Genomic DNA, 25892 nt, shown 5'->3' on the forward strand with positions numbered 1-25892 from the left:
CGAAAAAGTGCTCTTATCTCAGCACCACTGCGTTCAAGGAGATAATTTCTCAATAACGGGCGATCGCGAACACGTAGAGGGCATGGCCTGCCAATAACGTTAACCACACCAGCGTTACCGTTGGCATAAAGGGTACTGCCGTGGGTTGCACCTGATGCCAAAACCAGCCACCAGAGTTAAAAGCAGCAAAAAGGGCAACATGAACCGCAAAATTCATGCGATCGTCCAAACGGCGATAGCTCGGATCACGGCGATCGGGCTTACGGGGCCAACGGGGAGGCATATAGAGCGTACCTAAATCACTTCCAGCTCGTCGGGGTGCAAATGAGCAATGAACTTGGGACTAAACCGCACCTGAATCGGGTAGTTGGGACTAATGGGACGGCCCTGCCAGTCGCTGAGAATGGCGAAAATCTCCCCTTCCATGCCCTGAATGTCAAAGGGTTCGTTACGGTGATCGGGATGGTGATAGACGATGGTAGGGGTCTTAACGCGTACCCGCAGGCCTACACTTAGGGTTGGTTGCTCTACAACGCTCATTTGCTTGTTGTTCTCCTGGACCGGCAAGGGTTTTATTTTTATCGTCGCATACGGATCGGCAAGGGCGATCGCCCTAGGACAATTGAACATCAATTGTTACCATTGCCGCCCGACCTCTGTCAGTTGGCAGAGGAGATCATCGGATGACCGAGGGAGTTGCCATTGGCGCTTATTGTCATTGGTGGCATGAGGAGTAGAGAGCGCACTTGATGGCGTTTTTCGGGGCTGAGGTATTCCTGCTGGACGGAGCGCCAAGTTTGCCACTGGCGTGTTTGCTCAAGGGCAATCATTTCTGCGAGGCAAGGAGAGGCTTGGCGAAGATTGAGTCCAAGTTGGGTACGGAAAAAGTCATGGAGGACAACGCCATCGTGAAGTGTGCCTAGGAGTTCTTGCAACTGAGCAAAGGCATCTACCTGTTCAGTGAAGGTGTCTCCATAGACACTGCTAAAGAGTTCCATTTGGTAGCGTACCCGCTTGGTTTGCTTGCGTAGATCGTGGAGATCTTCACCCGCTGTTTGCAGCCACTGGGGCGGGTTACTCACCGCAAGGAAAAGGGGGCGATCGCCCTGCCATTCAATGGCCACTTGCCACCCCGGATGCAGTAGCAGTTGACACACCAAGGGCAACAAAATATCTGGGGCAATCAGTTCTGTGGGTAAGTTAGCAATCTCACGATATTGAGGGGCAGCTAGCCATTCTTCTAGCCCCTGTTGCAATTTGCGATAGCGATCGCTGCGCAGCAATTGAAGGGCTTTTTGTAGCAGTTCTGTCCGTTGCTTTTCGAGTTTTTTGATCAGTTTTGCCAGTTGTTGTTGCTCAGGGCGAGGTAGGTGAGGGTAATACTGCTCCTTGAGCGCCAGCATCATCACATCCAAATCCCGTACGGGACTGAGACTGCCGGCGATCGCCCGCACCCGTTGAATGGAGACTCCCTTGGGCAAACGTACGGTATTACAAAACACTTCCAGAGCCGTTCGCAGGCGGCGCAAACCTACCCGCATCTGGTGAATTGCCTCAACGTCGCGATCGCGAATCACCCCCGGCTCGTGTTTGCTAATTTTGCGGTAGTACTTTTCAAAAGCGGCGTACGCGATATGCCCTAGGGTTTCCATAAGACCCCCTCCCTGCTCAACGCCTAAAGGAATACCACTATTAAATTAACGTTTATTAACCAAGGTTACTTTTATCTTAATTTTAACTTAACCATAGTTGTGGCCGAATCATGGCTCAGCAAAAAAAGCCCCGCTCGATCAGAACGGGGATCAGTGAAATCAGTGAAGTAATTCAGTAAGAGCGGAACAAAAAATTGGGAAACTTAGGCAGCCGCTAGATTTTTAGCAACAAAGTCCCAGTTCACCAGTTGGTTGAGGAAGTTATCAATGAAGTCTGGACGGCGGTTTTGGTAGTCGAGATAGTAGGCGTGCTCCCAAACATCAATCGTCAGGAGGGGCACTTGACCGTGAACCAAGGGGTTTTCGGCATTGGGGGTTTTGGTCACTTTCAGCGTACCCGCTTCGAGCACCAGCCATGCCCAGCCGCTACCAAATTGGGTCGCCGCTGCATTTTTGAACTGGGACTTGAACTCATCGTAGCTACCAAAGGCACTGTTGATCCGGGCGGCCACATCACCCGTAGGAGCGCCACCGCCACCGGGCTTGAGGCTATTCCAGAAGAAGGTGTGATTCCACACTTGAGCCGCATTGTTGAAGATGCCCACCTTGGCAGCATCGCCATAGGTCATGCGAATGACATCTTCAAGGGATTTGTCAGCGAGTTCCGTATCTTGAGTCAGTTTATTGAGGTTGTCCACGTAGGCTTTATGGTGCTTGCCATAGTGAAATTCAAAGGTTTTCGCAGACATCCCATAGGGTTCAAGGGCACCCGGATCAAAGGGAAGGGGTTCTTGTACAAATGCCATAGTGCTCAATACCTCTCTAAAGGTGATGCAGGTTTAGGCTACTAGAGATCAGTCATCGCCAAAAGGCACCTAGCAGCAGTGCCCATCGCCTAATTAACAATTCGCAATAATTATATCATCCTCCTTTCCGCTTCAGAAAAGAGCTGTCTCGCAGCATGATATGTTCAGAGGGGTTCTTGGGTCTTGGGTTCTATGGTTGCTTCTGTCCTTCGCCTCGATCAGGTTTTGATTCCTGAGGATGCCCCGATTCGCTTTGGTACCGATGGCTGGCGCGGCATCATTGGCGCTGAGTTTACTTTTAACCGTTTGCTGCGGGCAGCCAAGGCAGCAGCGGCAGTGCTCCATCAAACCTATGGCAAGGGCACAACGCCTCGGATCATTGTGGGCTACGATCGCCGGTTTTTAGCGGAACAGTTTGCCGCAGCCGTTGCCCAATTACTGGCGAGCCAAGGCTATGAGGTGTGGCTTTCAAATTGTGCGGCACCGACCCCCGCCTTTAGTTGGGCCGTCAAAGCAGAGGGAGCCATTGGCGGCTTGGTAATGACGGCAAGTCACAATCCCGCTATCTATGCGGGACTGAAGGTGAAGGGCGCCTTTGGTGGCTCCGTACCCACGACCGTCACCCAAGCCATTGAAGCGCAGTTAGCTCAGGGAGAGCCGCCACCCGTGGGTGAGGCCAAAACAGACTATCAAGCCTTTGATCCGTGGCCCAGCTATTGTGCGGCCTTGCGCACTCATGTTGATCCAAGACCCATTCGTGAGGCGATCGCCAGCGGTAAGCTGCGGATTTGTGCCGATGTTATGCATGGGGTGGCCGCAGGAGGGCTAGAGCGCTTGTTGGATTTAGCGATACCAGAGTTTCGGCGCGATCGCGATCCCCTCTTTGGGGGAGGTGCTCCTGAACCCATTGGCCGTTATTTAACCGCAACCCAAGAGCAACTGCGACAACAACACAGTGCCACCCCAACAGTGTGTTTCGTCTTTGATGGTGATGCCGATCGCCTAGCAGTCATTGATGGCGAGGGGGTGCTGTACACTGCCCAAGAAATTATTCCCATCTTGATTGATCATCTGGCACAACACAGTAGCTACCGAGGGGCTGTGATCAAATCCATTAGCAGTTCTGATCTGGTGGCGCGAGTGGCCGCCCACCATGGTTTAGCGGTGATTGAAACGCCCATTGGCTTTAAGTACATTGGCGATCGCATGCTGGCAGGGGAAGCTGTCCTCTTAGGTGGTGAAGAATCGGGGGGAATCGGCTATGGCCATCATCTTCCTGAGCGAGATGCCTTACTCTCAGCACTGTACCTACTACAAGCCCTAGTGACATCTGGCTTGAGCGTAGGGGAATACTATCAACAGTTGCAGGCAACCACGAATTTTTACAGTGCCTACGATCGCGTTGATCTCACCCTCGCGTCCTTAGCGCAGCGACAACAACTAGAAGCAATCCTAGCAGCGCATCCCTTCACCCAGATTTTGGATAGCCCCGTGAGCCACTGGGAGAGCATTGACGGCTACAAGTTTCATCTAGCTGATGGCGGTTGGTTACTGATTCGCTTTAGCGGCACCGAACCCCTGCTGCGCCTCTACTGCCAAGGGAAAACGCCTGAAGAAGTGCAGCGCATTTTAGAATGGGCAAGTCAATGGGCAGTTGCAGTGGCAGGCTAATCGTTAAAAAAAAACAATCGTAATGGACAACGCATCATGCCACTAGACCCATCCAGCCCAAATTCCGCTGCCACCAGTGCCCGTTCGCCCCTTTCCTTATGGACAAAACTTGCCTTTGGCGCCGGTGATCTCGGAACCGCCATCACGGCCAATTTACAGGTGTTTTTCCTGATGGTGTTCTTGACCAATGTGGCTGGCCTCAATGCGGGCTTGGCAGGCAGTGTGTTGATGATTGGCAAAATCTGGGATGCCATCAATGATCCGATCATCGGCTACCTCAGCGATCGCACCCCTGTGGGCAAGTGGGGACGCCGCCACATCTGGATGATCCTAGCAGCCCTTCCCTTTGGCATTTGCTTTTTCTTGAACTGGTGGGTACCAACGACGGATCAAGGGTTGCTCTTTGGCTACTACGTTCTCATGGGTCTCCTCTTTAACACGTTTTACACCGCAGTCAACCTACCCTACAGCGCCCTAACACCAGAACTGACAGAAGACTACAACGAACGTACTAGTCTGAATAGTTTTCGCTTTGCCTTTTCCATTGGCGGCAGTATTGGCTCGCTGCTGTTGGCGCAAATTCTCTTCCAAGTCATTCAGGAACCCAAAACTCAGTACATTGTCCTGGGGGGCATTGCCGCTGTATTATCTGTGCTGCCCATCTATTGGTGTGTCTGGGGCACACGGGGACGGGTACGGGAGTTTGAACGGCATACCCCCAGCAGTGGCCAAAGCCCTTTACCCTTGAAGACGCAACTGCGGTTGGTCTTTAGCAATCGGCCCTTCCTATTCGTGATGGGCATTTACCTCTGTTCTTGGCTGGCGGTGCAAATTACTGCCTCACTGATTCCCTTTTTTATTGGCGATTGGTTGCAAATGTCCCCCGCTGAATATACGCAAGTGGCGCTGGCGGTGCAATCGACGGCGATGATCATGCTTTTTGTTTGGAGTGCCGTGAGTCGGCGTATTGGCAAGAAGGCGGTCTATTACATGGGCATGGCACTGTGGATGATTGCCCAAGCTGGCTTGTTTTTATTGCAGCCGGGACAAACAACGCTGGTCTATATCTGCGCGATTCTGGCGGGGTTTGGGGTTTCAACGGCCTACCTTGTCCCTTGGTCAATGATTCCCGATGTGATTGATCTCGATGAACTCAACAGTGGCCAGCGGCGGGAGGGGATCTTCTATGCCTTTATGGTGCTACTGCAAAAAATTGGTCTTGCCTTGGGGCTATTTCTCGTCGGTCAGGCCTTGCAGTGGGCAGGCTACCTCTCCAGCGTTGCCGGTGAACCGCGCCCCGTTCAGCCCCCCTCGGCACTGTTGGCAATCCGCATTGCCATTGGACCGCTACCGACTTTTTTTCTCATTATTGGCATTGTTTTGGCCTACCTCTATCCGATTACGCAAGCGGTACACCAAGAGATTCTCTTAAAGCTGCACGCTAAACGGCAAGGAGAGGCTAGTGCATGAAGGGCTGGTACGTGGGCGATCGCGCTTTTGTTTGGGGGGAGCGCACCTACATCATGGGGATCTTAAATATCACCCCTGACAGTTTTAGCGATGGCGGTGACTTTTTTAATCCCGCCAGTGCCGTTGCCCATGCCTTTGAGATGGTGGCGGCAGGGGTTGATGTCATTGATATCGGCGGTGAGTCCACCCGTCCGGGCGCCAGTGAAGTGCCCATTAGTGCTGAGTTAGCGCGGGTGTTGCCCGTGATTGAGGGCATCCGTCAGCAGTCGCAGATTCCCATTTCCATTGATACCACCCATGCGGTGGTGGCGCGCGCAGCGGTTGAGGCAGGGGCGAATATTGTCAACGATGTCTCCGGCGGGCAGGCGGATCCGGAAATGTTTGCCACGGTAGCGGCATTGGGGGTGCCCTATATCCTCATGCATCGGCGGGGAACGCCAGCCACCATGCAGCACTTAACAGACTACGGGGATTTGATTGGTGATTTGCTTCGCTATTTTCAGGAACAAACGCAGCGGGCGATCGCCAGCGGCATTCCCCCCGAGCATCTGATGATTGATCCCGGTATTGGCTTTGCCAAAACCACGCCCCAGAATCTCACCCTTTTACGAGAACTGCGACAATTTCACAGCCTTGGCTATCCTCTCCTGCTGGGGCCATCGCGCAAACGCTTTATTGGTGACGTGCTGAACCTGCCCAATCCTAAAGACCGGGTTTGGGGTACTGCAGCGGTCTGCTGTCATGCCATTGCCCAAGGGGTCGAGATGGTGCGTGTCCATGATGTGGCGGCCATGGTGCAGGTGTGTCGGATGGCCGATGTGCTCTGGCGATCGCCCTAGGGAGACTCAAGCCACTTGAGGACACCCACCGCTATGAGAAAAAGACTCGCCAAGCCCTCTAAATAAGGGCCAAAGCGCAAGGGGGTTTGTTCGCGGAGTTGCTGCCCCAACCAAAAGCCACTACCAATGCAGACCCAACTGGTTACTGTACTCGCTATCACAGCACTAGCGATCGGTAACTGTGCCAAACCCGCAGCTACCCCTGTAGCAAAGTTCGTCAGGGTCAATGCTAAACCCAACAGCAGCGACTGGTAGAGCGTGAAGTCATAGGCATAGTCAAGAATTGGTAATAAGTTCGGCTTTGTGGTTTTAGAGGGATGATTCAAGTTGAGCCAGACTCCCCCCAGTGCCGATGCCCCCATGACTATTAGTAAGCCACTGCCAAGCCGTTGTGTCCAAATCAACGGCACATACTGCTGCACCCACCCACCCAACCCCATGGCTAAAAAGGTACTGCTACCCGAAAGAGCCGCAATCAGAGCATTCCCCAGCCAACTCATACGATAGCGGCGCAGACCATAGCTAACGGCCACGCTAAAGTTATCCATATTGGTGGCAAAACCAAAGAGTAGGGAGGCGATCGCGACTGGGAGCATTGGAACCTCTCAAGAATTCACCCTGAGCATAAGCGATTTCTAAGGACAAAGGCACCTGTTAATTAGGATGGTCTGGCGGGGCGATCGCAAATTTTCTGGGTGGATGCATATCCCTAACAACAGCAATGGATAACCAGATGTATACCCTTGCGAGGTGATCCCATGAATCTTCTCCAAGAACTCCTACAAACCGTTGAAATTGGCACCCCCCAAACCTTTGGTGGCATGACGCTGTTTCCTCTGCTGCGCCCGATTGTGGCAGAACCCGACTATTGGACGCTGACGGAAGCAATGAACCAAAACCTGCTGAAGATTACCGAGGTGTCTGAAGGGGGGCATGTGCCTGAACTCCTGTGCCATAACTGGAGCGATCGCTCGGTACTGCTTGTGGATGGGGAAGAACTCGTCGGTGCCAAGCAAAACCGTATTCTTAACCTCACAGTACTGGTGCCCGCCCACACTGATCTGAAAATTCCCGTTTCCTGTGTTGAACGGGGTCGCTGGCACTACCGCTGCCGTGAGTTTGCCGCTGCTGATCGCGCCTACCATGCCACAGGGCGCGCCAAGAAACTTCGCTATGTTACAGAGTCGTTGAAACGCAGGGGAAGCCGCCTTGCTGATCAGGGGGAAATCTGGGCGGATGTCGATGACCATCTGCTTTTCTTTGCTTGCAAGTCCGCCACCGATGCCCTCGCTGATGTTTATGAAAAGGAAGCCCACTCCCTCGATGAGTACGTCCAAGCATTTCGGGCGATCGCCCAGCAGATTGGTGCGCTTTTCGTCGTGCACGGTCAAATTTTGGGCTTGGAACTCTTTGACTTCCCTGCTACCTTTGGCAAACTGCTCCCCAAATTCAGCCGCAGCTACGGCCTTGAAGCCCTGAAACCCTCTCTTTCTCACGGTTCAGAAGTCACAACTGCCGATGCTAAAACCTTTTTGACGACTGTGGCGGCTGCAACGGCTGAAACCTTTGAGGCCTTGGCCGAAGGCACGGATGTGCGGCTCACCCATCCCGAAGTCATTGGTAGTGCCCTTGTGGCCAAGGGGCGAGTAGTGCACTTGAGCGCCTTTCCCACCGAGATCACCCAGTCCAAACGCCGGCGGTCAGGTTGGGAAATTTAAGTCCTAGGGACAATTGCTGCGCCCCGGTGCCGGCACACACAACTCCCATTCCGCATTGAAGGGTTCGTAGCCGAGAGCCACCCCCGCCCGTTCTGCTTGGTAGCGCACCTCCTCAAAGCAGTCAAAGCCATCGGGGCGCACGGCAATAATAATGTACTCGCGATCGCGCTGACGGCGGAGATTGGCCAACAAAATGGCCAGTGGCGAGGTCGGTTTGGCCAGATCTGCTGCCCGCACAAGCACCTTTCGCGGATGAATGATCACCCCCTCGCGACGGCACTCTAGATAGCGGGGGGTACGCCCGTCATTTTGGGCATTTTCCCGTGCCAAAATTTGCACATTGGTACGTTCTCGCCCAAGGCTGCTGGCACTGATGACCACCACTAACAGGATCAGCGTGCCAATGGTGCAGGCCAAGATCGAGAGGAAGGGAAATAAGTCCAGTTGTAAATGGTGGGATTGACGCCGCCGCACAGCCTGATGCCTTACATAATTTTGGGCACACGGAAAAAGTCATCCTCGCGATCCGGGGCGATCGCCAGCAAGTCCTCGCGATTTGGCCAAGGCTCCAACACGTCGGGACGGGTTACATTACTGACTTCAATCGCACGGGTCGTCGGTGGAATATCCGTGACATCCAGTTCACTCAATTGGTTCACATAGTCAAGGATGCTATCTAGTTGCTGGGTCAGGGCTTCAATTTCGCTTTCCTCAAGGGCGAGGCGAGCCAAGTGAGCCACCTTGCGCACATCCTCTGTGGTAATAACTTTTGTTGCCATGGGTAATCCCTTAGAAATAAACATCCATGCTGGAGCGACCCGTGGTCTTCAGCCAGTTTTGCGCCTCGATATAGTTATTGGGCGCCAGTTGAATCGCCCGTTTCCAGTAGTCTGCGGCGCGATCGAAGAGTTGTTCAGCCTCCTCGGAGCGCTGTTGCTCCTCTGCCTGTGTGCCCAAGTAGTGGTAGATCACCGCAATATTATTGAGGGCTTGGGGCATGCGGGGATTGAGTTCAAGGGCTTGGTGATAATACTCTAGGGCTTTTTCATGATCGCCGTTACTGGCGTGGATCAGGCCAATGTTGTAGAGAATGTAGCTGCGATCGTTGGGGTCTTCCTCTAGTTCTAGGGCTGCTTGGTAGTTCTCCAGTGCCTCAGCATACTCGCCATCGGCTTGGGCAGACATGCCATCGCGGTAATAGGCAAAGGCGGTTTTTGACTGCGAACTGGTGGGCAAGACCTTGAGAATGAGGTCAGCCATGACCGTAAAGGTTTTGTCAATAAAATTGTCGTTCCGTTGCGATCGCGGCATAGGGATTCCTTGAACGGCCTCTTGCCTAGTGTATCAAAAGCACTCCCAAGAGCGCCCCCTAGCCAATGCCTAAGATTTGTAGCGTTCCACCAAGAAGCCCCTAACCCAGACCTAAGATCGTCATACAGCCCTTTTCTTGAGATGTGGCGTGTACGAATGAGGAGAGCATCCTATCCTCCAGCAGTTTTGACTGTTTTCAGCGTGTGCCATCCTTGGGAAAAGGGCTGTAGTGGCCATCCGTGCCCTGATGCTCACCAGATGTTGGGAGTTTGAGATTTATGATTGAAAATATTCTATTGGCAGACTCAGGAACTGGACAATCCGAACAAATGCTCAAGTCGCTGATGGAGTTGCCAGCGATTCAACGCGCTGCCGTCACTGTTTTGCACGTGATTCCACCGAAAATTACTGCCGAGGAGATGGCCGAACAACGTCAAGCGGGTGCCAAACTCCTAGCGGAAGCCGTTGCCCGACTGCATCTTGACCCCGTCATTAGTGTCAATACCATGCTGCGGGAGGGGGATCCCAAAGATACCGTGTTGCACGTGGCCGATGAAATCAATGCCGACTTAATCATCATGGGATCGCGGGGACTCAAGCGCCTGCAATCCATTCTCGAAAACTCCGTCAGCCAATATGTGTTTCAACTGTCTTCCCGACCGATGTTGCTGGTGCGCGATGACCTCTTTGTGAAGAAAATTAACCGCATCATGGTAGCGCTCAATAATTCTGCTGCAGCCAAGGCCTCCTTGGACTTAGCCGTGCGCCTAATAGAGGGGGTCAAGGGGGGCAAACTCATTCTTGCCCACGTCAATCCCGACCTCAAAGGTCATGCTGATACCCCTAGCACGGCTGCTGAAAAAGATCCGATTCTCTCGGAAGCCGCAACGGTGGCCAAGCAGCGGGGTGTGGAATACCAGTGTGTCCTGACCACCGGCAAGCCTGGTGAAGAAATCTGCCGCATTGCGGTTGACACCAATGCCGATCTCCTCGTTCTGGGTTCCCCGGATCGGCGTCCGTCCATCGCTCGCAGTTTACCCGACTTGGATCGCCTTTTGGGCACCTCCCTGTCTGACTATGTGCGGGTCTATGCCGAGTGCCCCGTGCTCTTTGTGCGACAATCGGAGGCGTAGTCTGGTCTGGCGACGGTGACCTTTTTCGATGATCTGCGCTGGCAGGGCGATCGCCAGTGGCGACAATTGGGTGAAGCCCTTGAGTACAGCTTTCTCCAACTCTTTCGCCAGCAAACGGAGCCATTTTGGCAGGACTCCCCCTCCTTAGAGGCATGGCTACGCTGGTTCTTGCAAGGGGTCTTGCTCGTTGGCCTTGGACTCGCCCTCTATTTCCTAGGGCGCAGCCTGTGGCGATGGTGGCAGCGGCGATCGCGATCCTCCTCAGCAACACTGGCTTCTACCCTTGAGGAGCGCCCCAGACCTGTACGGGAATGGTTAGAACTCGCCCAAAGCCTACAATTGGCGAGAGACTACCGAGGAGCCTGCCGTGCCCTCTACATGGCCTTGCTCTATCGGTTGCAGGAGGCGGGCTGGCTACGGCTACAGCCCCACTGCACCAATGGCGACTATCTACGGGAATTGGAGCGACTCTTTCAACTGGGGGAGCGATCGCCAGCCGTGCGGCGGAGTATTCAGCACCTCTTTCAAGTTCACAGTCGCAGTTACTATGGCGCCGAAGCGGTGGATGCCCAAACCCTAGCCACCTGTCAAGCCGCCTATTTTGAGGTGGAACCCTTCCTGCGGGAGCGCCACCAATGATCGCGATCAACCGTCGCCAGTGGTTTTTCCTCGGCTGCGCTGTCCTTGTGCTGTTGGTGGTTGGTCTCCTGATTTTGGCGGTGGCTCCCAGTAGCCGCGCTGGCTCCTCCTTTGATCCCTCCCCTTGGGGCACGCAGAAATTTTATGCCTATCTGGAGCAGCAGGGGTTCCAAGTGGCGCGTTGGCAGCGGGACTATGCCAACCTCAAGGGTGAGGGGCACGTTTTCATTCAAATAAGTAGTCGTCCCATTGGCTGGTCACCGCCTCTTTTGGAGTGGCTGGCTCAGGGCAATACGCTGGTGCGCTTTTACTGGCATGGGGAACCCACCGCAGCCCCCTTTGTACAGCGCCTCTCCACTCCTCAGGGCAAGGTGTTGATTGAAACGCGCCGCCGCGTCCCCCGTCAGCGGGGCGATCGCCCCCTGCTCAAGGATGATCATGGTTCAATTGTCTATCTCAGGCAAGCCACTAGTCCCCAGAACCATGGACAACGAATCCTTGGGGTCTATCCTTGGCTGGTGGCCAATGTCTATGGCGGTGACCCCCCCCTTGCGAACTTTGCCGTTGTGGCCGAGATTTTGCAGAACGTGGTTACGCCGGGGGCAACGATTTACTTTGATGAATGGCTCCACGGCTATCGCCAACGCTCCCCAGAGGATGTGGTCAGGGAGACAGTGCCTCAAACCCTCTTCGACTACTTCAGTCGTACCCCTTGGTTGGCGGTGGGGTTGCAACTTGCCCTCTTGGTTCTCTTTTTGCTATGGCAGCAAAGTCAACGTTTTGGCCCACCCTTATTGGAGAAAGAACCCGTCTCCAGTAATAGTGCCGCCTACATTGAAGCACTAGCGGGCGTTTTGCAACGGGCACAGCAGCGGACGTTTGTTCTAAAACAGCTTCAGGATCGTCTCCGCTATGATCTGGCAAACCAATTAGGCCTTGCAACCACTGCTGCCGATCTGCCCAAGGATGCTGAACTCCTACAAGCTTGGCAACGCACCACCGGGCGATCGCCCGAACTCCTGCAAGATCTCTTCAGTGTGACCAACAGCCTCGACGATTCTCAGTTACTCAGGTGGCTAGAGCAGGCCGCCAGTGTTGTGCAGGCTCTGCAAACGGTTGACTAGTCTAATTGACCCCATCAGCAAGCCTCACCTAGCTTTTGGGCTTTGTCTTCACACACACGGGTCCATAGACAAGGGTTTGGCAAGCCAAGCGATAATTCTCTGGCTTACGGCGGAGCTTGCGTTCTTCCACTGGTGTGCGGGGGGAGAGGTTTTCCATACCCTCGACGATCTCAACAATACAGGTGCCACACTGGCCATAGCCCCCACAATTAAAGAGCTTGCCCTTGAGGGTATAGAGGTCAACCCCCGCTTCCATTGCTTTTAAGCGCAGATTCGCGCCGTCGGCAGCAATCACTTCTTTGTTTTCGTTAACAAACTTAATATTTGTGCCCACAAATTCAGCTTTGCTTGCCATAGGAACCGACGCTAGTTACCATTCTTAATACATTCTCATTTTGGCAGAAAAACTGCCCAACCGTAGCTGAAGTTACGGGTAAATTGGCCGTTAAACTCTTAGTAGGGAAGCGGTTGTTACCGTGATCCGGCTGCTTAATAAAATTTGTTCATGCAAACGCTAAATTTTTGTATAGGAGGAGCGTAGTCAATGGGACTACCCTGGTACCGAGTCCACACTGTCCTGATCAACGATCCAGGACGGTTGATTGCCGCCCACCTGATGCACACGGCATTGGTCGCCGGTTGGGCAGGGTCGATGGCTCTTTATGAGCTAGCTATTTTTGATCCCAGTGATCCCGTTCTCAACCCAATGTGGCGGCAGGGAATGTTTGTCTTGCCCTTCATGGCACGGTTGGGGGTCACGGGGTCTTGGAGCGGTTGGAGTATTACTGGCGAAACAGGGATTGACCCTGGTTTTTGGAGCTTTGAGGGGGTTGCCCTCGCTCACATCGTCCTGTCAGGTCTGTTGTTCTTGGCGGCCTGCTGGCACTGGGTCTATTGGGATTTGGAACTCTTCCGCGATCCTCGCACCGGTGAGCCTGCCCTCGACTTGCCGAAAATGTTTGGCATTCACCTGTTCCTTGCTGGTTTACTCTGCTTTAGCTTTGGTGCTTTTCACCTGACCGGTCTTTTTGGTCCTGGGATGTGGGTCTCTGACCCCTATGGCTTGACGGGCAGTGTCCAGCCTGTGGCACCCGAATGGGGACCCGATGGCTTTAATCCCTACAACCCCGGTGGTGTGGTTGCTCACCATATCGCCGCAGGCATTGTCGGTATTATTGCTGGTTTATTCCACCTGCTGGTACGTCCACCCCAACGGCTGTACAAAGCTCTGCGCATGGGGAATATTGAAACGGTACTCTCCAGCAGTATTGCTGCCGTCTTCTTTGCTGCCTTTGTTGTTGCCGGCACGATGTGGTATGGCAGTGCCACCACGCCCATTGAACTCTTTGGGCCGACGCGCTATCAGTGGGACAGTGGCTACTTCCAACAGGAAATTAACCGCCGTGTGCAGGCCTCCCTCGCCAGTGGCGCCACCCTTGAAGAGGCTTGGTCAGCCATTCCAGAGAAACTGGCCTTCTACGATTACATTGGCAACAACCCCGCCAAAGGTGGTCTCTTCCGTACTGGCCCGATGAACAAAGGGGATGGCATTGCCCAAGCTTGGAAAGGCCATGCCGTCTTCCGCAACAAAGAGGGTGAAGAACTCTTTGTCCGTCGCATGCCTGCCTTCTTTGAAAGCTTCCCCGTCATCCTCACCGATAAGAATGGCGTTGTCAAAGCCGACATTCCCTTCCGGCGTGCCGAGTCGAAGTATAGCTTTGAGCAACAAGGCGTGACCGTCAGCTTCTACGGTGGTGAATTGAACGGCCAAACCTTCACCGATCCACCCACCGTCAAGAGCTATGCCCGTAAAGCTATCTTCGGTGAGATCTTTGAATTCGATAAGGAAACCCTCAACTCCGACGGGATTTTCCGCACCAGTCCCCGTGGCTGGTTTACCTTCGGCCATGCAGTGTTTGCCTTGCTCTTCTTCTTTGGTCACATTTGGCATGGTGCCCGCACGCTGTTCCGCGATGTCTTCTCTGGGATTGATCCCGAACTGTCGCCGGAGCAAGTGGAATGGGGCTTCTACCAAAAAGTGGGCGATGTCACCACTCGTCGCAAAGAAGCTGTCTAGTCATTCCTAGGGGACTACTATGGAAACCATCACCTACGTTTTCATCTTTGCCTGCATTATCGCGCTGTTCTTCTTTGCCATCTTCTTCCGTGAGCCTCCTCGGATCACCAAGAAGTAGCCTCTGATCCATCAGCGAATAGGTCTTTAATACTTGCCGATCGCCCCTGCGGTCGGTTTTTTGATTTTTATGTGATGCTCAAGAGATGATGCCCGCCAATTCTCGAATCTGTCGCTCCTGAAGCCACAGTTTCTGCTAAAGTCTGTATGGCAAGGTGGGATGGCCAAGTTTGTTGTCTGTGAATTGTTAAGGAGAAACCTCTGAGTACCCGAGTCATCATTGTCCGCCACGGTGAAAGCACGTTTAATGTCCAAGAGCGGGTGCAAGGTCACAGTGATGCCTCTTCACTGACGGAGCGCGGTCACTGGATGGCAGCCCAAGTGGGTCTGGCCCTGCGGGGCATTCCCATCCGCAAGATTTACACCAGTCCCCTGAAACGGGCAAAGGAAACCGCAGAGGGCATCCATGCTCAGCTCCAAGACCCGCAACTCAAGCCACCCCATTCCCTTGATTTACTCAAAGAGATTGCGCTGCCCGCTTGGGAAGATCTGCCCTTTGCCGAAGTGAAGGCACGGTTTCCCGAGGACTATCGCCGCTGGCAGGAAGCCCCAGAAACCTTGATGATGAAAATCACCACGGAGAGTGGCCAAACCCAGGAGTTTTTTCCGCTATTGGATCTCTACGATCGCGCGGGCATGGTTTTGGAAGCGCTGCTGACGGCTCACGAAAATGAAACGATTGTCATTGTCGGCCACAGCGGTATGAATCGTGCCCTGATTTGCACGGGTCTCGGCTTGGGGGTCAAGGGCTATTTACGGCTCCAGCAGGCCAATGGCGGCATTAGTGTCCTCAATTTCAGCAATGGCTTGCGGCAACCCGCACAACTAGAAGCCCTCAATCTCACGAGCCATCTCAATGATCCTTTTCCGCAACCCCGTTTCAAGGAGCAAACGCTGCGCATCTTTCTGGTACGCCATGGTGAAACGGACTGGAATCGCGAGGGACGCTTCCAAGGGCAAATTGATGTGCCCCTGAATGAAAATGGCCGTGCCCAAGCGGCGGCGGTGGCCGAGTTCCTCAAGGAGGTGCCCTTTCACCATGCCTTGAGTAGTCCCCTACGGCGGCCCAAGGATACGGCCTTGGCGATTTTGCAGTATCACCCTGATGTCGAGCTAGAGCTAGAACCAGCCCTTGCCGAGATTAGCCACGGGGATTGGGAGGGCAAGTTTGAACCGGAGGTGGCGGCGGCCTATCCGGGGGAACTGGAACGCTGGCGTACCACCCCGGCTCTGGTGCAAATGCCCAATGGGGAAAACCTCGAACAGGTGCGCGATCGCGTGGTTAAGGCATGGGAAGAGTGGCTGAAGCGCTGGAAAACCAATGCTCCCACCCCCCACAATGTTTTGGTTGTGGCTCATGATGCCACTAATAAGGTCTTGCTCTGCCACATTGTTGGCCTAGGCATTGAAAACTTCTGGCTCTTTAAGCAGGGCAATGGCAGCGTCACGGTAATTGACTATCCCCTCAAGGGCGGTCTGCCGCGATTGCAGGCAGTGAATATCACCACCCATTTGGGGGGCGTGCTGGATCGGACGGCGGCGGGAGCCTTGTAGGCGATGGTGTGGCGACTGTTGCAACAGGTGCGGCTGCTGGATCCGGTCAACCGCCAAGATTATCGCGCCGATGTGCTGCTGGCGGCGGATCAATTGGTGGCGATCGCCCCCCAAGAGGTACCTGCTGACGCCGAAATCATTGATGCATCAGAATGGGTGTTGGCTCCCCCCTTGGTAGATCTCTATAGCCACAGTGGTCAGCCGGGTTATGAGGCGCGAGAAACCCTTGAGACACTCTTGGCCGCTGCCGCTGCCGGTGGGGTGCAGCATTTAACCCTCTTACCGACTACAAACCCCGTGATTGATGATCCTGCCGTCTGGCAAGGGCTGCAGCAGGAGATACCGCGGACGACTTGGTCACAGGTACGGGCTTGGGGCGCACTCACCCAAGGATGCCAAGGGACGGCTTTAACCGATTTAGCGGAACTGGCGGCCAGTGGGGTAGTTGGCTTTTGTGATGATCGGGGGTTGACCCATTGGCCTTTGGTGCAGCGGGCACTCACCTATGTCCAGCCCCTAGGCAAACCCGTTGCCCTTTGGCCCTTTGACCCGGCCTTGGCCGCCAATGGGGTGGCACGGCAAAGTGGGGTAGCCACTCGTCTCGGATTGGTGGAGCAACTGGTCTGCTGTGAAACCATTCCTCTATTGGCGATTTTGGAATTGGCACGCACCGTCTCAACCCCAATTCACCTCATGCGCCTGTCAACCGCTCGCAGTGTCGAGATTCTTGCTAAGGACAAACCTGAACAGGTCAGTGCCAGTGTGTCGTGGTTACATTTGCTCTTTACGGTTGAGGATCTAGCCAGTTACGATCCGCATCTGCGCCTTGACCCGCCCCTAGGAACGGCCAGCGATCGCCAAGCCCTGATCGAAGGACTCAAAACGGGGGTTATTGAGGCGATCGCCATTGACCACACCCCCTTGCTCTATGAAGAAAAAATGGTTTCCTTTGCCGAGGCACTCCCCGGTGCCATTGGTCTCGAATTAGCCCTACCCGCCCTCTGGCAGGAACTGGTTGTCAAGGAATACTTGAGTGCCCTTGACCTGTGGCATGCCCTCAGTACGGCACCGGCGCGGATTTTGAGCATTGAGCCACCCCGTCTCGAACTGCACAGTCGCAATTTTGTGCTCTTTGATCCGACGGTGACTTGGACAGTGACGCACCAAAGCCTGCGATCGCGCGCTCGCAATACGCCCTTTTGGCAGCACTCCCTGCGGGGTCAATTAGTGTCCTTTTCACCCAGCATCAACTCTGGCCGCACCCACTGATCAAATTCCTCAGCCGTAAGATACCCCAATTCCACCGCCGCTTCCTTCAGGGTTTTACCTTCGCTGTAGGCCTTTTTCGCGACGGCTGCTGCCTTGTCATAGCCGATGTGGGGGTTCAAAGCCGTCACCAACATGAGCGATCGCTGCAAATGGCGCTGAATTTGCTCCCGATTGGGTTCAATGCCCACGAGGCAAAACTGGGTAAAGGCTTGACCGGCATCACTCAGCAGTTTGATCGATCGCAGCACATTGTGAATGATCAGGGGCTTATAAACATTGAGTTCAAAATTTCCTTGACTGCCCGCGATGCCCACTGCGGCGTCGTTGCCCATCACTTGCACACAGACCATCGTTAGGGCTTCACATTGGGTGGGGTTGACCTTACCCGGCATAATCGACGACCCCGGCTCATTAGCAGGTAAGATCAGTTCTCCTAGACCACAACGGGGGCCTGAAGCCAGCCAGCGAATGTCGTTGGCCATTTTCATCATTGCTGCGGCCAAGGTTTTCAGGGCACCACTGAGCATCACCAAGGGATCATGGGCGGCCAAGGCAGCAAAGGGGTTCTCGGCTTTGCAGAAGGGATACCCCGTCATTTGGGCTAATTCTGCCGCCACGCGATCGCCAAAACCGGCGGGGGCATTCAAACCCGTCCCCACGGCCGTACCGCCAATGGCGAGGGGATACAGATGCTGGAGTGCGTACTCAATATGGGCTTGACAGGCTGCAATTTGACTGGCGTAACCCGAGAATTCTTGGCCAAGGGTGAGAGGCACGGCATCCATCAAGTGGGTGCGGCCAATTTTAATAATGTCGGCAAAAGTGGTGACCTTTTCCTGCAATACGGCCAGTAAGTGCCGCACCATCGGCAGCAGTCGCTCCTGCAGCTCAATCACTGTGGCAATATGCATCGCCGCCGGAAAGGTGTCATTAGAAGACTGGCTACAGTTCACATGGTCATTGGGATGAATTGGCGTTTTGCTCCCCTTCACCCCCCCCGCCAGTTCAATGGCACGGTTAGCAATCACCTCATTTACATTCATATTGGTTTGGGTACCACTACCCGTCTGCCAGATGGAGAGGGGAAACTGATCATCCCAGCGCCCTTCAATGACTTCATCGGCTGCTTGCATAATCCATGCCGCTTTATCGGCAGCTAAAACCCCGAAATCGCGGTTGGCGATCGCGGCTGCCTTTTTCAGCCGTGCCATGGCATGAATAACCTCGAGGGGCATGCGCTCGTGACTGATGGGAAAATACTTTAGGGAGCGCGCCGTCTGGGCACCCCAGTAGCAGTCCGCTGGTACCTCAATGGCACCGAGGGAGTCGTATTCTAGGCGAGTTGCAATTGTCATGATTCGTCATACCGAGGGGGAAAACCCATCTCTCATCATTGCATCATTGCAGCAGGAGCAACAGTTGCAGCCGTTAAACCCTACCTTGCCTCCAGCGCGCTCCCCTGTTAACTCTGCTCAAAGGATTGATTCTTAAATTTGAGTGTTTTGCAATTCTCCATGACGGTACGCACAACCTCTTCTGGAATCCCTCTAGGAATCTCAGCTTCGATTTCTAGGGTAACTTTAACGGTACCATCCAATGCAATCAGGTGTTGAACCACTTCGCTGGCGATCGTAGCCACATCTCGGTTCAGCCGCTTTGGATCAAGCTCCACATTGCCATAAAATCTGCGGAGGATAGGGGTAGAGGATGGCGGAGTGAGCGGTGCGGCGTGAGGCGTGAAGGAAACTGAGCTACCATCTGCAGTCTCTTTTCTCTCTTCTGGATTCTCTCTCCTCTCTCTATTGAGCTGTTCTTGAGCAACTTCTGGCTTTACTAGCAGGCTTTGGGGACTAATGCTAGGGTTAATGCCTGTTCCCACTTGCAGACCGAGATACTTGCCTGTCTGGTCATCAACGCCTTCAGCATAGGCAAAGTTATCTGCCCACACCGTTGAGGCCACACCGCTGCGCACTGCTTTTAACAAAACCTCTTGATTTTTCAAACGCGGCAGATAGAGATACCGTGTCAAACATTCCCATGTCTGTTTGAGATCAATGTGGTCGCTTTGCCGCCAGAGATATTTATCAAGTGCTTCAAGTCGCAGATTAGTGGCGGAGTAATTCGGTAATAGATCCCCTTCATGCACGGCTTTGTCGCTGGCTTGCACAATGGGGGAAGCCTGCCCTTGTAGTCGGGTTTCTCTCCACTCAATTTTGCCCTGGGGATCAGGTTGTTGAGGCACGAGAAGCCACTGATAGGTCTCGTTGAGGAGAGTCGTAACATCGTTATCAAACTGTTTCAGCTTCGTCTCTGCCTGTTTGGTCTGGAAGGTATCTAAGTTGAGAATTTCCTTTTCATCGACGATTCCCTTCCACGCTAGGTATTGGGCAGTGTTGCGTTCTAAGTTTTCCAGTTTGGTTTTATCGGCTGCCAAAAAAAGCAGGGTATTCTTGTAGTAACGGGGACTGTTCCCCCTGTGGTTGAGGGCATCTTCCACCCATTGGCGGGCAGGGCTGTCAGGATTGCCTTTGCTGTGGGCATGTTGGGGATGCAGAACCACCAGCCGAACCCCTTGAGTACAGTCGTCGGGAATATCCGCCGTGGAGTCGGGAGCAACATGGACGGCGCTGAATTCGCCGCGATTTTGATTGTTTTTGAGCCGTCGGATGACCTCTGCCCAAACGGGGTCGCGATCGCTGAGGATTTGTTCTGCCCGTTCTTGGGCAGTGCGGTTAACGTTAGGTTGTGTGGAAATCCAGTAGCGTTTGCTTTCGTCCACGTAGAGGTAGGTGGCACGATCCGTCAAATAGCGTAAGGCATCGCCAAAGGTAGCAGGGGTTTCACCGGGTTGCACACAGCCCAGCTTAATGCGGCGATCGTCAATGCCTCGGTTGGCAGCACGCAGGGTGGGGGCAGATCCCATGTAGATGGTGCGAGCAACACGGCGGCAGGCGGAGTAGCGCCCTAGGTTGGAGTTTTGGCGATCGAGGGTCAATGGTAGGGAATTGGCACCATCCACATCTTTGTCAATGACAGGTAGCCAATTGTCTTCAAGATAGCGAGTCAGTTCCGCCTGAACCTGCTGATCATCCATTGGCACATGGGCAGGCAGGATCATCAAACTGCGGTCTTCTCGTGCCCACAGGCAATGAATCACCTTGGCCATTAGGCGGAGTACGCCGCGGGTGCGTTGAAATTTATCGAGCGTGGACCAGTCGGCATACAAGCGGTCAAACAGTTCCGGATGAATCGGGTAGGCCGCTTTTAGGCGACGCTCGTAGTCAGGTTCTTTGCACTCGCTAGGAAACTCTTGGCTTTGGTTGCGGTACATGTCCATAAAGGCTTTGACAACCGCATCCCGCTGCACAAACAAATTGGGGTCAGTGATGGGCTGAAACAGACGGCGGCGGACAATTTCAAAGCTTTCTTCGGCACTTGCCGGCCGCCAAGGAGATTCCACCCGACCAATGGCATTTTTCAGTCTCTCTAGGGCTTCTTTCCCGCGATCGCCCCCAATCTCAATATCTGAAGAGGGGATACTGACCACCAAGAGGGTATCTTTGGCATTCTTAGCCGATTCACTCAGCGTTTGGGCAAAGGTAAACTGGGTATCAAAGCTCCCTCCGGCCAGATCACTGTGCTCATGCAGTTGCCGCGCATAGGACACCCATTCATCAATCAAAATTAGACAGGGGGAAAAGCGATTGAACAGCACCTTGAGAGCATCACCCGGATTGGTGGAGGTTTCATCGGCTTGCCGCACCAGTTCATAGCCTTCGGCTCCACCCAATTGCCAAGCCAGCTCGCCCCAAAGGGTTTTAATCAAAGGGCGATTTTGGCGCTGGTGTTCGGGTCTATAGGGGACAATGCCGCTGGGCTGAAGTTTATTGCCCACTAAAACTGCCACACTGACATTTTGAGGCGGTGTCGTCAGCCCTACTTCTTGGAAGATCGGCTCCATCCCCGGCAAGTCAGCACTTGATCTTGCATGACACAGATGGTATAGAGCCAGCATGGCGTGGGTTTTGCCACCGCCAAAGTTGGTTTGCAGCTCAATCACCGGATCGCCGCCCTGACCGCTGAGCCGTCGTAGAGCGTTGGCCAGCAGTTGTTTCAGTCCTTCGGTGATGTAGGTGCGGCGATAAAATTCGCTGGGATTGCGGTACTCGTCAGAGCCTTCATCCAGATAGACCTGCCAGAGGTCGGCAGCAAATTCGGCTTGTTGAAAGCGACCGGAGGCAACATCAGGATGGGGGGTAGCAATTTCCCGCCAAGGCTTGAGTCCGGCCATAGGTTGCCCTTCCGTCGGTGTGGTGGTGGTGCGGCGGGTGATATTGCGGGCTTGCTCCTCAAAGCGAATGCGCAATAATTCTTGCTTTTGTTTATCAACTTCGGCAGCTTGAGGAGCGGAAATAGCGCTGAGCAGGCGGTTGACGCTATCGAGGGCGCGGTAGGCATCATCGGTCGAAAAAGTGTTGGTATGTGCCCACTTGTTACGAGTTTCGCGTAACTCACTGACCAGTGTCCGCTCTGCCCTTCCTAAGATCGTTTTGAAGACTTCATTCCACCGTTCCCAAATGACGATCAGCAGGGCAGATACATCTTGCTGCAGGACCTCTGCAGGATTGTTGTATTGGTTATACTCAGGTAGGCATTGAGCAGCCTCTTGCAACCAGCGATCGCCATAGCTGGCTTTCATTTCCCGTTCCACAAAGGGGTAAAGCCCATCGAGAAGCAAATTTAGGGAGCGTCCCACTCGTTCGTAGTTACTAATGCTCATCGTGTGATTATGGCAAGAGGGCTGATCAAGCAAGAGCTGTAAGACTATGATAGCTAATCCCAAATCAGGGTTAAATCCATCACGAAGTGGCGTAACAGAGGTTCTCCTGAAAGGCAAGATGGATGTTCTAAAACTTCTACGGCTTGTTGGGGTTGATAGCAATAAACTTGTCGGGTTTCGGGAGCAATTAACCAACCCAGCTGAGCACCATGAGCACCATTATCTATATACTCCTGCATTTTGGCTTGGAGAAAAGCAAGGTTGTCGGTGAGTTGAAGAGTGGGGCGTAGGTTCAGGGCAATCATGGGGTTACTTTAATCATTAATCATTCAACCATTAAGGAGTTGGTGTGCAGTTTATTACGCCTACAATAGGCCTAAAATTGTAGGTTAATCTGCGTAGATGCTTGCATCGTGGCAGCTAGACGGGTCATTTCTGGCCAAGAACTCACAAGGCTGTTGTAAGCGAGAGCCTCTTGGCTCCACCTCTTGCGATCGCACAGGCTATACAACCGATAGGCCAAATCGCGGGCAAAAATGGCGCGATCGCCCAGTTGAGCGAGGAGTTCGGCAGCGCCAGTTTCCCCTTGTTTATCCAAAGCATGGATCAGCAGTTGGGTGATCAACCATAGGGGAGAAGTGAGGAGCGAGGTGGACGGTTCATTCCTCTCTTCTCTTTTCTCCTTTCTCTTTTCGCGTTTCCCGTTCCTCTTTGCGATTTCCTCTCTTGTCAACAAACGCACTTTGCCGCCCTTGGCTTCGAGGATGCCCCCATTGACCATGCCTTGGACGGTGGTATTTTTGGCTTTGCTGAGGGTTTCGGCATCGCCGTATGGCCCTTCATTGAATTGGTGTTGCTCGAACCAGATGAGAGCCCAGCGGGTGTCGCTGTCGAATTCGCCCTCTTGCTCGGTGAGGTATTCGTCGAGGGTTTGGTTGATCAGTTCCAGGGCAGTGCGCACGCGCATGGGAGTGCCATCGTTTTCCAGAACGGCGGCATATCGGGAGAAGACAGCCATGCCGGGGCCAATGCTGGCTTGGGCAAAGTCTACGGGGGCGATATTGCCCTGCTGCAGGGTGTTGAGGGCTCTGGGGAGTTCGCGTTTGAGTTCGCTGAGGAATTGGCGACGGGTGATTTTGGGGGCATCCGCAGGGCGAGGACGGCAAACAAGGACGATCGAGGAGGCGAGAGCGTTGGAGGCTTGTCCACGCATGCGGCTGGCGAGTTCGGTACGCATGGGCCAAGTACCATCGATACTAAAGCCAGCTTTGATTAAGCCTTCTAGCATGGTTTCCCAACCGGTTGAAGCTCTGCTGCCCTCACCTCTAGCCCCTCTCCTAGAGCGAGAGAGGGGAATTAGAGCGGTGTCGATATCTTCTTCCCCCCCTCGCCCATTTTGGGAGAGGGAGTCGGGGGGTGAGGGGTCTTCTTCTTGCTTGAAGGCGTAGTAAACCGTTAATGGATAGTCTGAGTGAACAACTTTATTGAGACGTTCAAAGGTTTTGCCGAGTCCTTCTTCAAAAAATTCCTTTGCTTTTTGTTTGGTGCCATGACGGAAGTTATCCGCAACCAATTCTTGGGCTTTAGGGGTTAATAATGTACCAAAGAGATTTGGGTATATAAATTGAAGAGAACGCCGTAACCACACATAAAAGAAATCTGACAAATCTGCATACCCAATGTTGTCGTAATAGGGTGGATCGGTGGAGATGAGTTTGGGGGTGGTGTCGTGGGGGTGGGGAGCAGTTGCGTCATGTTGAGTGACTTGTCCATTTTTAGAACTAAAAGATTTTTCAATTACTTTCCAAACCCAATCTACACAAGCCATCCAGTTTCCAGTAGATTTACTAAAGGGGCAGCATTCGGCATAATCCCAGACCATCGGGATTGCTTGGCGACCAAAAGTATTTCTCATCTTTTCGTATGAAGAATCCCAACTACAAAGCCCGGACCAGTAATCGCTAGCTTTATCTGTAGCAAACGCCAAATAAGTGGCGATCGCCTCTCCATAGGCTCTAGCCCCCGTTCCGCCCTCATGCAACGGCACATCATCATCCGGTAGCCCAGCAGCAATGGCATCCTGAGTCGCCTTTGCCTGTGCTTCCCCCACCAAATCGCTGAAGGTGGTCAGCGCCACCAGTTGACGCGGGGTGAAGAGATCGGCGTGTTTGGTCATGCCGTAAAGCGGTGCATTGATCACCCCAGATTTACAAATAAGCTCTGTTTCTGGTTTCCAAGTGGGTTGCGCCGAATTAGCAATGGCTTCCTGTTCTGGGGTGGGTGCGAGATACACCCGTCCATTTTGTCCCTCAGCAACAATGGCCATCAATTGCTGTCCCATGCGTCCGGCTCTGCCCTCCGATCGCACATACTCCAACGGTACGGGCGTTCCGCAGGCGATGCAGCGTGCCCCTTTGCGGTCTACCGTTCCCTCTGGTGCTCTGCCTTTGCCCGACTTCACCACAAACCGGATTTGAGTCCCCTCACCCTTGATGGGAGAAGGGGCTAGGGGATGAGGGTGATCAATTACCGGCTCCACCCAAGCCTCTTTCCCCTTCTTGGTCGAAAGCTGAAAACTCCGTACCAACGGCATCTGGCAGCCACAGGCCGGGTTCGGGCATTTGACCGTTCTTGCCCATAGCCACGCAATCACCGTTGCTTTTCCCTCACCCTGCCCTTTCCCAGAGGGAGAGGGTTCTGATTCTCCCACTCGCTCTTTTGGGGAGAGGGGGCTGGGGGGTGAAGGGGTTGGGGGGTGAGGCAGAACAGAAATTTCCCACTTCTCTAGCTCCTCCTCGCCCTCTGGGAGAGGGGGTTGGGGGGTGAGGGCAACCTTCGGGTACAGATGCCCAATCCGCTTAAACGCCTCATCTCGCATCCATTCTCCGTAATAGCGCACATCCGCCGCGAGTCCCTGTGCTCCATACCAGCGATTTAAGCCTGCCCTTTCTCTTCCTCGCCCTCTGGGAGAGGCGGTTGGGGGGTGAGGGCAATCCACCGGATTCACCGGCGCTTGATCCTTGAACTTCGGCGGAATCTCAATCAATGCCTTATTGATCAACACCGCTACGGGATTCAAATCACTGGCATGGGCTTCCAGCCCCAACCGCTGCGCCTCCAAGGGAATCGACCCGCCACCGGCAAAGGGGTCATACACTGGTGGCGCATACTGGGCAATGTATTCCCGCACCGCTTTGGGATCGGTTGGCGGCTCTTCCCCTCTATCCCACGCCAAGCAGCGGGCAATCTCGCGCTGCGCTGCCTCTAGCACCCCAGAGTTCGGATCATTGACATCATCCCAAGACACCAAGCCCCGCACCACCTGTTTTGCATTGCCTTTCCGATCCCGCACCACCTCAATCCGAGCCAAAATATCAAACAACCGCTGCCGTTCCCGCTGTTGCTCCTCTTCGGTGGGGAACTTGTCTGGCCAACTCGAAGGATCATCCACCAACGATGCCCATAGGACAGCGCGACAGGTTGCTAAGGGTCGCCGCGCCCACCACAAATGCAGCGTGGAAGGATGGCCATGGTGGATGTATTTTTCACGGGCCGATTCGAGGTTGATGGCTTCTAGGGGCAGGGCAACTTCAATGAGTTTTTTGCGGTAGGTCATCACTTGCAAATTATCTTAATATTTGATGGTTTGAGTTCAAGACACTGTTACTTGTTCTCGTACCCACTGGCGCAATGCCTTGAGAACCTTGTTTCTTGCCAACATTTTAAGCTATT

At 53.8% G+C, this 25892-nt stretch carries 24 protein-coding genes; 11 read left to right on the forward strand and 13 right to left on the reverse strand.

Translation table 11 applies throughout. From position 1 onward, the window contains the following. Positions 1 to 49: 49 nt before the first annotated feature. From RHK62_RS12100 to RHK62_RS12115, 4 genes are all read right to left on the reverse strand, one after another. Entirely contained in the window at positions 50 to 283 is a 234-nt protein-coding gene (locus tag RHK62_RS12100; protein WP_149819801.1) for a hypothetical protein, read from the reverse strand. An 11-nt stretch (positions 284 to 294) separates the two neighbouring features. After that, the gene (locus tag RHK62_RS12105) at positions 295 to 540 is read right to left on the reverse strand and encodes a ferredoxin-thioredoxin reductase variable chain (protein WP_206200370.1); all 246 of its coding nucleotides are present in this window, start codon (positions 538 to 540) and stop codon (positions 295 to 297) included. Positions 541 to 659: 119 nt separating this feature from the next. Further along, entirely contained in the window at positions 660 to 1652 is a 993-nt protein-coding gene (locus RHK62_RS12110; protein ID WP_206200371.1) for a CHAD domain-containing protein, read from the reverse strand. Positions 1653 to 1855: 203 nt separating this feature from the next. Then, positions 1856 to 2458, reverse strand: coding sequence for a superoxide dismutase (locus tag RHK62_RS12115; RefSeq protein WP_149819807.1), 603 nt, complete (start codon positions 2456 to 2458; stop codon positions 1856 to 1858). Between the two features lie 192 nt (positions 2459 to 2650). Between RHK62_RS12115 and RHK62_RS12120 the strand changes: the two genes are divergently transcribed. Genes RHK62_RS12120 through folP form a run of 3 tightly spaced genes read left to right on the forward strand, consistent with a single transcriptional unit; the run spans position 2651 to position 6438 of the window. Continuing rightward, entirely contained in the window at positions 2651 to 4129 is a 1479-nt protein-coding gene (locus RHK62_RS12120) for a phosphoglucomutase/phosphomannomutase family protein (RefSeq protein ID WP_310453770.1), read from the forward strand. Between the two features lie 36 nt (positions 4130 to 4165). Then, positions 4166 to 5599: an MFS transporter gene (locus RHK62_RS12125; RefSeq protein ID WP_302678411.1), complete on the forward strand. Its 1434-nt coding sequence runs from the start codon at positions 4166 to 4168 to the stop codon at positions 5597 to 5599. Continuing rightward, complete coding sequence (folP, locus tag RHK62_RS12130; RefSeq protein ID WP_302678412.1) at positions 5596 to 6438, forward strand: dihydropteroate synthase; 843 nt, start codon at positions 5596 to 5598, stop codon at positions 6436 to 6438. The genes RHK62_RS12125 and folP overlap by 4 nt, the downstream gene beginning before the upstream one ends. Here folP and RHK62_RS12135 read toward each other — a convergent pair. Then, positions 6435 to 7034: a hypothetical protein gene (locus RHK62_RS12135; RefSeq protein WP_206200374.1), complete on the reverse strand. Its 600-nt coding sequence runs from the start codon at positions 7032 to 7034 to the stop codon at positions 6435 to 6437. The two genes, folP and RHK62_RS12135, sit on opposite strands and share 4 nt — an antisense overlap. Before the next feature lie 162 nt (positions 7035 to 7196). Between RHK62_RS12135 and RHK62_RS12140 the strand changes: the two genes are divergently transcribed. Further along, a complete protein-coding gene (locus RHK62_RS12140) occupies positions 7197 to 8156 on the forward strand; it encodes an ARPP-1 family domain-containing protein (RefSeq protein ID WP_310453771.1) in 960 nt (319 codons plus the stop codon). Between the two features lie 3 nt (positions 8157 to 8159). Here RHK62_RS12140 and RHK62_RS12145 read toward each other — a convergent pair whose 3' ends face one another. The 3 genes from RHK62_RS12145 to RHK62_RS12155 are packed head-to-tail and all read right to left on the reverse strand — an operon-like array spanning position 8160 to position 9467. Next, a complete protein-coding gene (locus RHK62_RS12145; protein WP_206200376.1) occupies positions 8160 to 8630 on the reverse strand; it encodes a hypothetical protein in 471 nt (156 codons plus the stop codon). An 11-nt stretch (positions 8631 to 8641) separates the two neighbouring features. Next, the gene (gene gatC, locus RHK62_RS12150) at positions 8642 to 8935 is read right to left on the reverse strand and encodes an Asp-tRNA(Asn)/Glu-tRNA(Gln) amidotransferase subunit GatC (RefSeq protein WP_302678414.1); all 294 of its coding nucleotides are present in this window, start codon (positions 8933 to 8935) and stop codon (positions 8642 to 8644) included. A 10-nt stretch (positions 8936 to 8945) separates the two neighbouring features. Further along, the gene (locus RHK62_RS12155) at positions 8946 to 9467 is read right to left on the reverse strand and encodes a photosystem I assembly protein Ycf3 (RefSeq protein WP_149819824.1); all 522 of its coding nucleotides are present in this window, start codon (positions 9465 to 9467) and stop codon (positions 8946 to 8948) included. A 278-nt stretch (positions 9468 to 9745) separates the two neighbouring features. Here RHK62_RS12155 and RHK62_RS12160 point away from each other — a divergent pair, with 278 nt between their 5' ends. Genes RHK62_RS12160 through RHK62_RS12170 form a run of 3 tightly spaced genes read left to right on the forward strand, consistent with a single transcriptional unit; the run spans position 9746 to position 12363 of the window. Next, positions 9746 to 10600 (forward strand): universal stress protein, encoded by an 855-nt coding sequence (locus RHK62_RS12160; protein WP_302678415.1) that lies wholly within the window; start codon positions 9746 to 9748, stop codon positions 10598 to 10600. 15 nt (positions 10601 to 10615) lie between these two features. After that, positions 10616 to 11239, forward strand: coding sequence for a DUF4129 domain-containing protein (locus RHK62_RS12165; RefSeq protein WP_310438599.1), 624 nt, complete (start codon positions 10616 to 10618; stop codon positions 11237 to 11239). Continuing rightward, entirely contained in the window at positions 11236 to 12363 is a 1128-nt protein-coding gene (locus tag RHK62_RS12170) for a DUF4350 domain-containing protein (protein ID WP_310453772.1), read from the forward strand. The genes RHK62_RS12165 and RHK62_RS12170 overlap by 4 nt, the downstream gene beginning before the upstream one ends. A gap of 28 nt (positions 12364 to 12391) precedes the next feature. On the opposite strand, the gene RHK62_RS12175 is transcribed toward RHK62_RS12170, so the two are convergent. Continuing rightward, a complete protein-coding gene (locus RHK62_RS12175; RefSeq protein ID WP_206200381.1) occupies positions 12392 to 12718 on the reverse strand; it encodes a 2Fe-2S iron-sulfur cluster-binding protein in 327 nt (108 codons plus the stop codon). Positions 12719 to 12907: 189 nt separating this feature from the next. Here RHK62_RS12175 and psbB point away from each other — a divergent pair, with 189 nt between their 5' ends. The 4 genes from psbB to RHK62_RS12195 all read left to right on the forward strand — a co-directional run bounded on the left by psbB (position 12908) and on the right by RHK62_RS12195 (position 17380). Then, positions 12908 to 14440, forward strand: a complete 1533-nt coding sequence (psbB, locus tag RHK62_RS12180; RefSeq protein WP_149819834.1) for a photosystem II chlorophyll-binding protein CP47 — start codon at positions 12908 to 12910, stop codon at positions 14438 to 14440. Between the two features lie 19 nt (positions 14441 to 14459). Beyond that, positions 14460 to 14558 carry a photosystem II reaction center protein T gene (locus RHK62_RS12185; protein WP_011057371.1) on the forward strand — a complete coding sequence of 33 codons (99 nt, stop codon included), beginning with the start codon at positions 14460 to 14462 and terminating at the stop codon, positions 14556 to 14558. Between the two features lie 218 nt (positions 14559 to 14776). After that, a complete protein-coding gene (locus RHK62_RS12190; RefSeq protein WP_255521539.1) occupies positions 14777 to 16111 on the forward strand; it encodes a histidine phosphatase family protein in 1335 nt (444 codons plus the stop codon). 3 nt (positions 16112 to 16114) lie between these two features. After that, positions 16115 to 17380 (forward strand): dihydroorotase, encoded by a 1266-nt coding sequence (locus tag RHK62_RS12195; protein WP_302678418.1) that lies wholly within the window; start codon positions 16115 to 16117, stop codon positions 17378 to 17380. On the opposite strand, the gene fumC is transcribed toward RHK62_RS12195, so the two are convergent. From fumC to RHK62_RS12215, 4 genes are all read right to left on the reverse strand, one after another. Beyond that, the gene (gene fumC, locus RHK62_RS12200; protein WP_310453773.1) at positions 17332 to 18735 is read right to left on the reverse strand and encodes a class II fumarate hydratase; all 1404 of its coding nucleotides are present in this window, start codon (positions 18733 to 18735) and stop codon (positions 17332 to 17334) included. The genes RHK62_RS12195 and fumC overlap by 49 nt on opposite strands. Positions 18736 to 18842: 107 nt before the next feature. Continuing rightward, positions 18843 to 22160, reverse strand: a complete 3318-nt coding sequence (locus RHK62_RS12205) for a Swt1 family HEPN domain-containing protein (protein ID WP_310453774.1) — start codon at positions 22158 to 22160, stop codon at positions 18843 to 18845. A 53-nt stretch (positions 22161 to 22213) separates the two neighbouring features. Then, complete coding sequence (locus RHK62_RS12210) at positions 22214 to 22465, reverse strand: Uma2 family endonuclease (RefSeq protein WP_302677400.1); 252 nt, start codon at positions 22463 to 22465, stop codon at positions 22214 to 22216. Between the two features lie 71 nt (positions 22466 to 22536). Further along, positions 22537 to 25776 (reverse strand): DUF1156 domain-containing protein, encoded by a 3240-nt coding sequence (locus RHK62_RS12215; protein ID WP_310453775.1) that lies wholly within the window; start codon positions 25774 to 25776, stop codon positions 22537 to 22539. Positions 25777 to 25892 lie beyond the last annotated feature (116 nt).

It is taken from the genome of Thermosynechococcus sp. HY213 (genome assembly GCF_031460975.1).
GTDB lineage: Bacteria > Cyanobacteriota > Cyanobacteriia > Thermosynechococcales > Thermosynechococcaceae > Thermosynechococcus.